Origin of the sequence: Dyadobacter sp., assembly GCF_039919315.1 — a bacterium.
Lineage (GTDB): Bacteria > Bacteroidota > Bacteroidia > Cytophagales > Spirosomataceae > Dyadobacter.
Genome location: NZ_JBDSFX010000021.1, coordinates 101,752 through 114,465, shown reverse-complemented (window position 1 = coordinate 114,465; position 12,714 = coordinate 101,752). Strand labels below are relative to the sequence as shown.

The window sequence follows — 12,714 nt, the reverse complement described above, 5'->3', positions numbered from 1 at the left end:
AATGAAAGTAGATATTTATCAGCCAACAGGATTTACAGAGGTAGGGCAGCGTACCAATAACGAGGATTCCATTTTTCCTCCCCTAAATGCTGTACACAAAGATGCCAGGTTGTTCCTTGTTTGCGATGGTGTTGGAGGCCAGCACAAGGGAGAAGTTGCGAGCTTGCTGGCTTGCGAGTCTTTGAACACATTCTTTGAAAACAACCCTGTTGATGTCGCTGATGATATCTACATTAAAAACGCGCTCAAATTTACTACTGATCAATTCAACGAAAAGGAATCGGAGGATAAAGAAACGAGCGGGATGGCGACGACCCTGACGCTCGTTCACTTCAATGAAGCAGGTGCTACGATAGCACATCTCGGGGATAGCAGGATTTATCAGATCAGGAAGGGAAGGGTGATCAGAGTGAGTGATGATCATAAATTGGTGCATGAGCTTGTTAAGGAAGGTCACATTACCGAACAGGAAGCGCAAAATCATTCTCAAAGAAACGTGATTACCAAAGTAATTTCTGCGGACCGGAATGATACGCCCGACGTGAAGATCATTAATGATGTGATCGCAGGGGATTATTTCTTTCTATGCACGGATGGTGTCCTTGAACTGATCTATGATGATCTGCTTGTTTATCATTTGCGTGAAACCGAAGACAATAACATTTCCGATTCTGAAAAACTTGAAAATATCCGGCTGGAATGTGCGGGAAAAACGCGGGATAACTTTTCTGCCTATTTGATCCGGATTCAGGCTGTTTCAGGAAGCATACCTCCCGCTTTCAGGGTTATCTTGCCGCCAGTGGAAGATGCCCCGGTGGTGCCGGTAGCGCAGCCTGTTCGCAATCCCGATTTTCGAAATAACTACGAACATGACTCGCCAACAGAATTTTCGCGGCCGGTAGTACCGAAGATCAATGCGGCTCCCGACCCACCTTCTATATTCAGGCAAACCCCTCCTACTCCGGCTCCTAAAAGCAAGAAGCTTAAACTTTTGCCATACGCCATTGGTATTTTCATTGGAATAATGGCCACTGCGGCGGGAATGCTATATCAGCGGAGTAAAGTTTCGCCCACTCAGGCCGTGCAGGAGGTAAAAGTCCCTGAAACTATAAAAATCGAATCAGAGCAAGAAAAAAAGGGCTCAGAAACCCTCACTAAACAAAAACCGGAGGCCATTAAAGAACAAGTTGAAAGCAAGACCAATGCCCAGTCTGATGTACTGGCGGAATCGAAATCCTATAAGTTCACATTGGTGAAGCAGAAAGACGAATTTTATGCCATAGAACCGCAAAAAGGAGGAAAAACCAAGATCAAGTACGAACAGTTGTTAAGTATTCCAAACGTATTACATTATTACAGCTTTCCGGGAAGCGAAAAAAGTTATCTGTATTTGTCCATACCGGACAAGCGTATAGGTAATATCGACAGCGTGGATATTGGTACGAACGAAACGGTGTATTTCATAAACGGTCAAAAAAACAAAATTGAAAACACTACCGGCAAAAAGGTAAATCTGTCCGTGAAAGACATGAAAGAAAAACTTACTGACCAGGCCAGTAATGAGTTGGTACCTGTATCCGAATCGCAAAAAAAAGAAAAGTAACATGATGAGGTCCAAGCAGCCGGTAACGATTATCGGATCAGCCATTTTTGTGTTTTTTCAACTAATATTTTGGCCCTGCTTTGTTCATGCTGCCACCACTTATGCAGTTGTAGTTGGCATTTCAAATTATCAGAAGTTCCAGTCTGACTCGGGAGACCTGCGTTTTGCCAGCCGGGATGCTCAGCTATTTTACAACTATCTTATTAACCCAAGCGGACAAAATGTCCCCCGGGAAAATATAATTCTTCTGGTAGATGAAAAAGCTACCAAAGAAAACATTCTTACCGCTATGCAGCTTTTCCGTGGTGCCAGCCCCGAAGATCAGGTCATATTCTATTTCTCCGGCCACGGAAATTCGGGGGTATTTCTTCCTTATGAAAGCAGCGGCATTAAACCCGTGCTAACTCATAAAGAGATCAAGCAGGGTTTCCGGGAATCGCGATCTAACTTGAAATTATGCATTGCGGATGCTTGCAAGTCTGGTACGATTAAGATGCAAAATTTCCCGACGGGCGAAGGAATTCATGACTCCTCCAATGCGAATGTCATTGTTTTTTTGTCCTCGCTGGCCAACCAGTTATCCTCTGAATATGTGAAATTAGGCCAGGGGGTTTTTACATTTTATTTATTAAAGGCACTCAATGGAGAGGCTGATGCCAATAAGGACAGCCAAATTACCGCACTGGAACTTTACAAATATGTTAATTTGAAAGTGAGGGCCTACTCTAAAAAAAACAATCCCGAACAACCTGAACAAATCCCAACCATGTACGGGAAATTTTCCAGGGATCTGCCATTGGCGTATTTAAAATAACATCATAAATTCAAACAATTAAACAAATGGGAGCCGGAAACACTCAGTTAGAAAATGCCTATAACAGCAGTTACCTCGCCGACACACCGAATAGCGGTAATTGCTCTGGTTTTCTAAAATCTTTGGGAAGGAGCCTCGGCATTAACATACCAGAAAAGGATGCTGACGGGATTATTGCCGAACTTAATTCACTTACGCAAAACGGAAATTTTTTAAGTGTCTGGGAGAAGTTGGGAACAGGGACCGAAGCATTGGAATCAGCTAAAAGACATGCTGGCCAGGGCAGACTAGTGATTGCGGCAATGACGGCCGCAGACTACGGGCAAAATAATGGTCATGTGGCAGTGGTGCTTCCAAAAGTTGGCCAAAATAATGCGCCGTTGATGTATGGAGGAGGTGCGGCCAGGACGCAAGGAGATAAAACAATCCGTCAGGTCTGGAATCCAACCAAACATGACAAACTTCAATTTTTTATGCACCGGACCATATTTCTTGGAGCGTACGAATAGTCCGCTTGCAGGTCATTTGACCACCTTTCCGTTTAAATCAATGTTCAAAGGCTTTCCGCCGAGCTGAACCAGGGCTTTGTTTTTAATAAAAGAAAAAGGCAAATCGTAGATGCATTCAATAACGATTTTGCCTGATGTGTCGATGCAACCCCATTTACCGTCCAGGCATACAAGAGATCGGCCATTGGCAAATTCGTTAATTTCGCAAAACTGAGGCTGCAAGAGCACTCTTTTATCGTTATCCTCATCAATGAGCAAACCCCACAAATCATTATCGTTAAATGCTTTTAATAGCGACGGGCTTCTACTTACATTTTTAATATCGGGTGTATTGATCACGTCAGCGAATTTGATGTCCACACCTAGCGTTTCCTCCAAAATAGGTACATTTCTTGATTTATTTTCAACCCCAATGTCCGGATTGAGAAATCTTAATGACATGATATAAGGTCTCCAATTTTTCCCTTCTCTTTCCAATCGCAATTCGGCAATCCGTTCAGCTGGCTTGAAAGCAAATTTATTCCGTGCTATACCATCGTATTGAATGTCAAAAGCAACATTAACATACATCGAATCCTGATCAGAAATAGCTTGAATTCTTGAAACTTTGGTAATCGTAATTTTAACTGACTTACCTTGATTTGGATCATCGCCGTTGTCGTATACTCCGTAATTTTCCGCTAGCCAGTCGAAATAATTTCCTACTAATTTATCTCGTTCGTTTTTATCGAGATGGTTTATTTCCGAAATATAAAAGTCATTCTCAATGACGACTTTATCATCATAAAAAGATCTCTGAGCACCGGGAATAGTGAGCGTAGCGAGTCGACTGCTCCGCTGTGACGACGGTTCCGTTAGAAAAAAAAGATACTCTTCCTCCAAACTTTGAATCAGTTCTCTCGCCTCCTTCTTAATTTTATTTTCATCCGCTTTCGTAATTTTTCTAGTTATCTGCGCCCATCCGAAAGTGGTGAAACTGCATACAAAAACAAAAGAAAGAAGCGTGCGGGTATAGTTCGAAAAAAAATGCATGGCTTAACTAGTCAACTAAAAAAGACTCAACAAAAAACATCCAACAGCAATTTACCATTCTGATTCGTCCAAAAGCTGATCGATATCAAGGTCTTTGTCCCTATCGTGCCGGGCAATATCAGACTCATCTTCCAAGCCCTCGGACATCATACCGTCCAGTAGTGCGTCTATTTCAAACAGCTCAGGTTCCTGTTCAACAGCAAGGTTGATATATTGTTCGATCCCATCAGAAGAAAGAAAAGTGGAATAAAACATTTCGTTACGGTACGTGAGAGGCTCGTCGTTTGAGAAACGTTCGTAATGTGCCGCTGCCATTTCCCAATCTTCATTTAAAACGGCATCCACTAACGTGGGAAACCGGCTCAGGCCCGCATTATAGGTAAAGTCAAACAGTATTTCTCGCTGATGGACAGACAGTTGGGTGATATCAATTGGTTCATTGGTGCCATGAGCGCTGTTTTGCAGTACACCGTTAATTTGAGAAACCATCCGTTCTTCATATTCAGGAACCAATACTTCCTCGAACAATGCTTTTTGCTGCTCGTCAGTAATGTACAATCCACCTTGCCGAGAGATCCACTGCTGCGCCTCAGGGCCTGACTTGGAGGATGCTTGTGAAAGTGCAACCGCAATATCCTCGTCAACACCTACCCTGGTCAGATCTGCAATGATTTGTTCCGGACTCCTCATAGACATATCATATCCAGGGCCAATTGTAACACCCGACTTTCCTCCTGGATAATGTGGTACTAAACTTTGTCCCTGATGCCCAATTTCGTGGTAGTATGTAAAATCATAGCGGCCCATTTTTCAAAATTGTTTAATTCAACTTTTCTGTGAAGTTTCTTTCAAAAACCTGTCCGGCACTTACAGTTAACGGCTCTGCATTGGGAGTCAAACCAAATTCGACATATTCCACCTTGAAGATAATACCTTGTCCCACAGGCAATGCATAGGTACTTCTCCGACCAGCCGGAGCAATTTTAGCCTGAGCAATACCATCTATGTACACCCTCAAATCATGGTATTTTGTGTAAACCTCCATTGTCCCATGATTAGATATTTTGGGTTTTTTGTTTGTCTTCGGTTTAACAATGGGGACTATTTTCTTCTTAGCAGTATCCAAAGTCGGAGGTAAACTGTCCACAATTACCGGTTTTACGACAATCTCCGACGGCTTCCCAAAATATCTGGTAACCCAATAAAAGCTCCCGGTCAAAAGTGCGATTAGCACAGCCCATAATACAACTCTTCCCATATTTCTGGGTTTTTGCCTGGTAAGTTCTGGTTCAACAACCTCCTGCTTAGTAGGTACTTTTATCTGGGTAGGCGGATCAAATACGGCCTTTATTTCCTTACCCATCACCTCCGTTTTCCCATCAAAGCCCACAATCGGCTCTTTAGGTTGAAAGCTTTCCCGCTCTGCAAGAAGGACTAAAAGATCCTCCGCACGTTTTATACGCTTTTCAGGATTTACGACAAGGCACCTCTGAATGATGGTTTTATACGGTTCCTGAATGTTCGTGATATCGTTTGGTAGTTTGCCTTCCAGCACCAAGGTCCGAATCCTATGCGATGTGTCCTTCTCCGCATTTTCACCATCCACCCGGAAAGGCAGTCGGCCCATCATCATCTTATAAGTCATTACTCCAAAGGCCCACAAATCGGTATTAGGCCGCAGCGCGTCGTTTTCTGCGTATTGCTCGGGAGATGCATAATTGGGTGTGATGGCAATTTGCGAATTATTCAGAACGTAGCTCATATCCGCATCCACCATACGGCTAAGTCCGAAATCAGCGATGACAGGCATCCAGTTGCCTTGCGGATCCCGATCCATCAGCACATTCGCAGCTTTGAGGTCGCGGTGGATAATGGGTACTTTATGCAAGTGAGCAAGTCCATTCAAAATGCCAGTTAGAATTTGCCTTTTCTCTTTGTCCGTCAAGCTGTAACTGCTCAATACGTTGTCAAGGTTTCCTTCGCTGTAATATTTCAAAATTGCATAATCATAGACGCCAGCCCGGTCACTAATCCGTTCCACGTTCTCGTATCGGATAATGTTGGGGTGATGCTCGATTTCATTTGCAAGCTTTACCTCGCGCTCGAGATCGAATTTAGCAAAGACGCCAACCTCACTTCTCTTAATAGCAACGTACCGTTTCCGTACCTTATCATATACTTTGTAAACACTGCTAAACCCGCCACGTCCCAGGAGGTTCCCGGAAATAGCCGGATTAAATTCGAAGCGTAAATAGAAGTCTTCAGCGGTCATGTGATTTCATCATTTTAAAACTTCACTTGAAATCCAGCAGAGGCAACCATCCCAGGATCTACATCCAGATAAAGACCTACCCTTTTATTTTTCCGGTTTTTAAGCATTGGAATCGTGAAAACAGCGTCTGCAATCACGATGGCGATCCCCCCAAACAGCAGCGCCTTGGATACAGTTTGCTGTCGCTTAGCTTTATTGTAGTCCGATTTAGCCTGGTCCAGTGCCGCGTCTGCCAAATTTTTGAGATAGGGGTCGTTACCAATCAATGTGATATCACTTTTATGATTCCAATTGCGCTGTTTATAATCCTCATAAGCCTCAGCACTCTGTTTTTTTTGGACTGTACTTAAATAATACATTCCTCCACCAGCAGCAAGCCCGGCACCAAGCGTAACTAAGGCGATTCCATTGATTCCCCTGCTAACCTTTTCCTTTTTCACGATTGGAGGTTTACGTCTGACTGAATCAGCGGCAGCAATCATTGGCAACGGGGCCAGTAATACATTCACTTTGATAACCAGATCGTCGTTAATTTTCAGGCTGTCGGCAAAGAAATCCCAGACAATCTTCTTATTTTTTCCAGATCTGATGTTTTTTCCAAAGTCTCCTGTCATACTTCTGGGTGTTATAGCTCCCCGTCTCACTGCATTTACCTGGATGTATACAGAATCAGCATCTTTTATCTCCGATACGTCGTATTTGATTTCGATAGATTTAGACTTAGAGTTCAGGTCGAAACGTACATTGCTGACGCGAGGCTGGCAGATTGCAGCGACAGAAAAGCATAGCGATAAAAAGCAAATAACGTAAAACGTTCCTTTCATACTCAGTTCACCTTTATAGTTATTTCCTTGGCCGTTTGCATGAAACAGCGGTTGGTCATGATGACAGATATTTTTTGATCACCCTTGCTTTCGAACTGGTACGAGACACGCTGGGCGACAAACGAAGTGCCCTCAATCATCCAGACTGTCCGAAAATTCTCTGTCTCGACACTTTTACCAGTTCCCTCCAGTTCGAACTCCCACCTGAAATGACCTTTGTCAGTGACTTTAATGTTGCCGGTCGGCTGCTGTTTGCACCGCTCCGTCTGAAAGTCAATTTCTTTATAAGAACCGCAGCCGCTCAAAATAAACAGCAGGCCCAATGAGGTAATTGCAAGCGCGAATGACTGGTTTTTAGAAAGACCCATTTGCTTCATTAACAGAACACTTGATAAAGAATTTTTCTCCAATCTTATGCAAATAAGCCAATTCTGAAAAAACAAAAAATACGTCAATTGACGTATTTTACGGCTCTGGGTTTTTGGGTAATCTTGTATTGAAAACCAGCCTAGTATGAAGAGAAGTTTTATTTGCAACAAATTATATATCTCCTTACTGTTTATTTTTAGCAGCTTATACTGCATTGGTCAGGAATTTGTCGCCACACCGGTAAATGTATCAATCGTGTCGACCGAAGGGGGAGGCTGCAGTAACCCAACTTACGTCTTTTCTAATATAAAAATCAGGATACTAAATGCTTCATCTGCCCTAATTACATATAATGAAACCTTTGCCTCAACGGGGTGTGCGAATGGTGTTTGCGCTATTGAAGTATCCCAATATAGCACTGGTTTTAGCGTCATTAACAATCAGTTGACAATCAGTTTTTCCAGGATATTTGTAAGTAGCTGCCCTGTTGTTAACGACAATACGTACGCGGGCATAACCTTTACCAGCTCCTACTACAATTCAAGCCCTTTAAATCAAGACCAAATTTACGGGTCTCTGGACTTCGAATTATACGGGGTGCAAACCGGTAAGGGTTACGCGCCGGCTGAATTCAATTTTCGTTCGTGGGAAATCTATTTTTCCCTTCGCGGACCAAAAAAAGAAGTGCCTCAGGATAATGGCAATTTCATAGTGTGCAGCAGTGATAATATTTTCGCGGATGTTACGATTTACAGTCCGGTAGAGCGCACATATCGTATCAACATTGAACAAGGGAAAACTGTACTGTTAGGTCAGACAATCACCACCTCTTCAACCTCCTTCAATAGCAACTATTTCAGTTCCACTTTTAAACTGAGTGATCTCACGAGTAATTTCAACGGCATAAAACTTAGGGTTGTGGAAATTATAAATGGGCGCGAGGATAGGGGAGGTTTTCGTGAAATTGATGTTAGTAAAGCCGCGAATACACCACTAATATCATCAAATAAATCGCTGTTATGCTCATCGAGTGAATCAGCAGAACTTACGATTACCAATGCCGAGGTAGGTGTGAATTATTCCTGGAGCAACGGTGCAAATGGCGCAAAAATCTCAGTTAACAATACAGGTACATATAGTGTAATCGCCCAACCAGTTTCTGCTGGCGGCGACCAGGTCTGCGCTAACGCTAAATCCGCAGATATAAGCATACAGGCCCTCACTTTCGATCCTGTCATTATCAGACCAGAGACCATTGCCAAATGCGAAGGTCAATCAATAGAGTTATCGGTAGATCCCAAAGGGAATGGAAGTTTCAGCTACATCTGGACAAGGGAGGGTCAAGCCGTTGGCGAGGGGCAGGTTATTCAGGCAAAGCAATCTGGTAATTACAAGGTCAATGTACAACCTAGCGGCAACAACTGTCAAGCCAAAGAAGCATCAAATTCGATTACACTAAAATTTGACGCACCTATCCAGGATGGGAAAATCTCTACCCCCGATGATAAGAAAGTAATCTGCGGCGCACCCGAACAACCGTCTATCGAGCTCACCGCTATGCCCAGCGGCCTAACCTATAACTGGACCCATGACGGAAAGGATTTCGGTTCAACCCAAAAAATAACTGTCAGGCAAGGCGGGCAATATGCAGTACGGCTAAGCAGAGGAGCCTGTACAGACACACAAGTAATTGAAATTCTTGACAATAATTTTGACCCAACTATTGCGGCAGCGCCGCCATCTTATTGCTCAAATTCACCAATAACGATTTCGGCTAACACCAAAAACGAGGGAGTATATGATTATGCATGGAAAAAGGATGGCACAAGTGTTGGAACCAACTCGTCTGCACTCACATTGCCCACCGAGGCTGGTAGTTTCAAGTTCCTGGTGGAAATAACAGCAAAAAATTCCGGTTGCGCTAAAAAAATATCCCAAGAATTGACAATCAAATCCGATCTTGGCATTGCCGGAGCTAAGATTACCCCCCCAGCCAGCAAGACCCGGGCTATCATTTGTGGCGGTAGTGAGTCATCAATAGAGCTGACTGCATCTGCTGATGCGTCCCTGGACGGCATAGTGTATTCGTGGCAAGGAGTGGCAAACAGCAATGCCCCCATATGGACAGCAGGCCAGGCCGGCGAGTATACAGTAACTTTGGCACGCGGAAGTTGCTCAGCAACGGCCTCCATTAGTGTTCAATCAGGAGCATTTACGCCTGTCATAGCGGTAGCCGCAGCAACGATCATATCGTCGCCGACAGAAGCAAGGATTTGTCAGGGCGAAGGTGCAGGGATCAAGTCAGCCATTTCCGGGACTGTTTTCCCTAATACTACCGAGTATTTCACCTACGAATGGTTTGGTGGTGCGAATGCAACGGTACCGTTGACAGGTCAGACCGGGCCAAACCTCTCCATCAACGGTTCGGGCAGCTATTCGTTAAAAATGACCCTGACCAATAGTGGGTGCGCAGCGAAAGATGCCACACCCCAAGCCATCCGAGTTCTGGCCGATCCGGAGATCAAAAACCCTAAAATCACACCAAATCCAGCGATAATTTGTAACAAAGAACAGGGATTAACGCTGACCGCACTTGCCGACAGTAGCGCGGGTATAACCTATTCTTGGAGCGGGAACGGTAAAGTTGGCAGCAGTCCAACCAATTACGTCGTCTTCGACGCTGGCTCTTATACTGTGACATTTACCAGAGGAGCCTGTAAAGTGACTGAAAGTGTGTCCCCTCGTGAGGAAGAGTTATTAGTCAAGCTTGAGCCCACTGGCAAAACGGAACCTATCATTATTTGTAGCGGCGACAATAACCTGCCTGTTGAACTCAAAGCAGTATCTAACCTGAGCACCGCAAACATTAAATGGTACCTTGAAAATGGAACTGAAGCTCCCGGCAACAATACTGAGAATCCTTATAAACCATCTCAAACCGGATCCTACTACGCAACAGCCCAGTTTAATACTTGTACTGCCAAATCTCCTGAAAAGATAGCAATCGAAGCATTAACCTCCTTTTCGGTAAACATTATACCAGAAACGATTGAACCTATATGCGAAGATAGGTCTATCAAATTGCAGGCTCAGTTTTCGCAGGCCCGCTTCTCGCCGAAACTAACTTATACATGGTTCCAGGATGGTAATATTATTAAATCAGGGAAGGGAGATTCTGGAAATAATGTTACCGTTTCAAAAAATGCCACATACACGGGAAATACGTTGGCAAATCAAAATGAGGCCGAATTCACACTAAAAATAGAAGCTGATGGCTGTAAAGCGACCTCTTCACCCAAAAAAATCGTATTGAAACCCTCACGTCCCGGGATAATTGTATTGGATTATACAAGTTTAGAGGCAACCGAAAGTATTGATAAGAAATATCAATGGTATTATAAGGAAGGTCTGGCAGCCTCAGTAAATGACTCGGTAGGGTACGAACCAATCAGTGGCGCCACATTGAAGACCTATTTAGGTGCCCCTGTCGGAAGCTATTTAGTCAGGGCCAATCGAAATGAATGTGGAACGAAATTCTCTTTCGCCTATTTCGTCGACCGGATTACAGCAGCTAATCCATCCTTTGATACACAATGGAAAATCTATCCAAATCCCACAAGCGAGGCGATCACGGTCGAGCAAGCTTCAAGAACCGGAATTCCGGCTATCATTAGCCTCAGAAATACCGAAGGTCAATTACTCAGAAAGATTTCACAGACTAATCGACTAGAAATCTACCCGCTTGACAATCTTCCCAGCGGGGTTTACTTTCTTGAAATCAGTCAGGGAAAAGAGAAGAGCAACAAAAAATTTGTGAAGCTGCAATGAAAAGCAAAGCCCTTCTTTTATTGGTCCTTTTAGCCAAGGTGCATTGCACTTATGCCCAAAATAAGCTTCCATCGCTTATTTCAGCAAAGAGTGAGCTTAAACGGGTCAATACTTTTCCATTTTTTGAAGCGCTTCCGGAGAAGCCAGCCAAAGAAGAAAAGAAAAAAGAGGAGATCGTAAATAGCCCGGCAAAGGACATTGCAAAGGTTGATAAACGCGAAATTGCGCCGCCTCCAGCCAAGCCCGCCATTCCCAAACCTTCATCAGACACTAAACCAAATGTTGATCCTGAGGCAATCAGCACAGTATATTTCAGCAAAAGATTAGCCAAAACATCGATCAAAGAGAATCCTTATTTTTATCGTCTGGTCAAATTCGACCGCGCCACCAACCAGCCAAAGGGAACTGTCCAGGACTTCTATGTTGCCAGCGACAAATTGAAGTTTGAGGGGCAATATAATAAGTACGAAAATATATATGAGGAGCGGAATACCGACTATAATGGCGTTTGTAAGTTTTATGATGAAAACGGGTCTTATGTTTCTCGTACCTATATTAAAAAGAAAGTAGTAAAAGAAATAAAACACAACGCAAATGGAGACCCGGTCGGAGAGACAACATTTGACAACGCCGGGCGAAAAAAAGCTTTCAGTGACTATATTCTGGATGCCAATGGTAAACAAATAGGATTGATAAAAGGAGCTTTCAACCCAAAGACAAATCGCGAGGAGGCCGTCAAACAACTTCAATATGAAAATGGGAAATTAAAATCCGAAGTCGATCTGATTGACAACTGCCCTGTAAGCAAAGCTTTACATTATACAGAGGGCGGTTTGGTACACGAAGTCTATTTTCAGGATTTCACATGTGAGCCCGGAGGCCAGTGGAAGTTTACCAACAAAAGTTTCTTTTCGACAAGTCTCAAAAAAACACCCGCAGGTTTCCAAATCAAGGCAGTAGGCGAAAAAGGAGAAGTAGGTACTTTCCAAATGCCTATCAATTACGATTTCAGCACAAAACACTTCGAAATAGTCGCTGTTTTTGACTTGGCAACTGAAAGACCAATGACGGAATTTGGGATCATTTGGGAATATATAGACAAAGACAACTATTCATATTTAAAAATAAATACTGCGAAAAAAAGCTTCGAAGTAAATTCCGTCAAATTTGGAATCACCCAAAAATATATGACAGGGGTACGGCAACTACCTCTGGAAATCAAGCAAAGCGAACTAAAAATTTCTTTCAAAAGCGACTACAATGGAAAGCAGTATACCGTAAATGGTGAGCCCTTGAAATATCTGAGGGGTAACGATGCTGTCAACTTTGACAAATTTGCAAGGACTGATCCAACCAAGGAATCGAAAATCTGGAATGTTGGTGTCTATTTCAAGTCCTCAGCAATTAATGACGGGATTATCCTGAAAAGCATCGAAGTTAAAATGTTGTAGGATCGCTAAGTT

The 12,714-nt window shown here is 43.4% G+C and carries 10 protein-coding genes; 5 read left to right on the top strand and 5 right to left on the bottom strand.

Features of this window, described 5'->3' with window-relative positions:
• Nucleotide 1: 1 nt before the first annotated feature.
• From ABIO93_RS06195 to ABIO93_RS06185, 3 genes are read left to right on the top strand one after another with little or no spacing between them, the layout of a single operon-like run.
• On the top strand, nt 2-1,603 hold the full coding sequence (locus ABIO93_RS06195) for a PP2C family serine/threonine-protein phosphatase (protein WP_348065535.1): 1,602 nt from the start codon (nt 2-4) through the stop codon (nt 1,601-1,603).
• A 1-nt stretch (nt 1,604) separates the two neighbouring features.
• Nucleotides 1,605-2,417, top strand: a complete 813-nt coding sequence (locus ABIO93_RS06190; RefSeq protein ID WP_348065533.1) for a caspase family protein — start codon at nt 1,605-1,607, stop codon at nt 2,415-2,417.
• Nucleotides 2,418-2,443: 26 nt separating this feature from the next.
• On the top strand, nt 2,444-2,926 hold the full coding sequence (locus tag ABIO93_RS06185) for a hypothetical protein (protein WP_348065531.1): 483 nt from the start codon (nt 2,444-2,446) through the stop codon (nt 2,924-2,926).
• Between the two features lie 12 nt (nt 2,927-2,938).
• Here ABIO93_RS06185 and ABIO93_RS06180 read toward each other — a convergent pair whose 3' ends face one another.
• From ABIO93_RS06180 to ABIO93_RS06160, 5 genes are read right to left on the bottom strand one after another with little or no spacing between them, the layout of a single operon-like run.
• Nucleotides 2,939-3,958, bottom strand: a complete 1,020-nt coding sequence (locus tag ABIO93_RS06180) for a WG repeat-containing protein (RefSeq protein WP_348065529.1) — start codon at nt 3,956-3,958, stop codon at nt 2,939-2,941.
• A 51-nt stretch (nt 3,959-4,009) separates the two neighbouring features.
• Nucleotides 4,010-4,765 (bottom strand): pesticin C-terminus-like muramidase, encoded by a 756-nt coding sequence (locus ABIO93_RS06175; protein WP_348065527.1) that lies wholly within the window; start codon nt 4,763-4,765, stop codon nt 4,010-4,012.
• Between the two features lie 13 nt (nt 4,766-4,778).
• Nucleotides 4,779-6,230, bottom strand: a complete 1,452-nt coding sequence (locus ABIO93_RS06170; protein ID WP_348065525.1) for a serine/threonine-protein kinase — start codon at nt 6,228-6,230, stop codon at nt 4,779-4,781.
• Between the two features lie 14 nt (nt 6,231-6,244).
• Nucleotides 6,245-7,054, bottom strand: coding sequence for a hypothetical protein (locus tag ABIO93_RS06165; protein ID WP_348065523.1), 810 nt, complete (start codon nt 7,052-7,054; stop codon nt 6,245-6,247).
• 2 nt (nt 7,055-7,056) lie between these two features.
• The gene (locus ABIO93_RS06160; RefSeq protein WP_348065521.1) at nt 7,057-7,431 is read right to left on the bottom strand and encodes a hypothetical protein; all 375 of its coding nucleotides are present in this window, start codon (nt 7,429-7,431) and stop codon (nt 7,057-7,059) included.
• A gap of 136 nt (nt 7,432-7,567) precedes the next feature.
• Here ABIO93_RS06160 and ABIO93_RS06155 point away from each other — a divergent pair, with 136 nt between their 5' ends.
• Together ABIO93_RS06155 and ABIO93_RS06150 are read left to right on the top strand one after the other, a co-directional pair.
• Complete coding sequence (locus tag ABIO93_RS06155) at nt 7,568-11,251, top strand: T9SS type A sorting domain-containing protein (RefSeq protein ID WP_348065519.1); 3,684 nt, start codon at nt 7,568-7,570, stop codon at nt 11,249-11,251.
• On the top strand, nt 11,248-12,702 hold the full coding sequence (locus tag ABIO93_RS06150; RefSeq protein WP_348065517.1) for a hypothetical protein: 1,455 nt from the start codon (nt 11,248-11,250) through the stop codon (nt 12,700-12,702). Before ABIO93_RS06155 ends, ABIO93_RS06150 begins: the two co-directional genes overlap by 4 nt.
• The last annotated feature ends 12 nt before the right edge of the window (nt 12,703-12,714 follow it).

Bases quoted from the DNA above. Each gene is read 5' to 3' on its own strand.
- ABIO93_RS06195 (WP_348065535.1), top strand. From the start codon at position 2: ATGAAAGTAGATATTTATCAGCCAACAGGATTTACAGAGGTAGGGCAG.
- ABIO93_RS06190 (WP_348065533.1), top strand. From the start codon at position 1,605: ATGATGAGGTCCAAGCAGCCGGTAACGATTATCGGATCAGCCATTTTT.
- ABIO93_RS06185 (WP_348065531.1), top strand. From the start codon at position 2,444: ATGGGAGCCGGAAACACTCAGTTAGAAAATGCCTATAACAGCAGTTAC.
- ABIO93_RS06180 (WP_348065529.1), bottom strand. From the start codon at position 3,958: ATGCATTTTTTTTCGAACTATACCCGCACGCTTCTTTCTTTTGTTTTT.
- ABIO93_RS06175 (WP_348065527.1), bottom strand. From the start codon at position 4,765: ATGGGCCGCTATGATTTTACATACTACCACGAAATTGGGCATCAGGGA.
- ABIO93_RS06170 (WP_348065525.1), bottom strand. From the start codon at position 6,230: ATGACCGCTGAAGACTTCTATTTACGCTTCGAATTTAATCCGGCTATT.
- ABIO93_RS06165 (WP_348065523.1), bottom strand. From the start codon at position 7,054: ATGAAAGGAACGTTTTACGTTATTTGCTTTTTATCGCTATGCTTTTCT.
- ABIO93_RS06160 (WP_348065521.1), bottom strand. From the start codon at position 7,431: ATGAAGCAAATGGGTCTTTCTAAAAACCAGTCATTCGCGCTTGCAATT.
- ABIO93_RS06155 (WP_348065519.1), top strand. From the start codon at position 7,568: ATGAAGAGAAGTTTTATTTGCAACAAATTATATATCTCCTTACTGTTT.
- ABIO93_RS06150 (WP_348065517.1), top strand. From the start codon at position 11,248: ATGAAAAGCAAAGCCCTTCTTTTATTGGTCCTTTTAGCCAAGGTGCAT.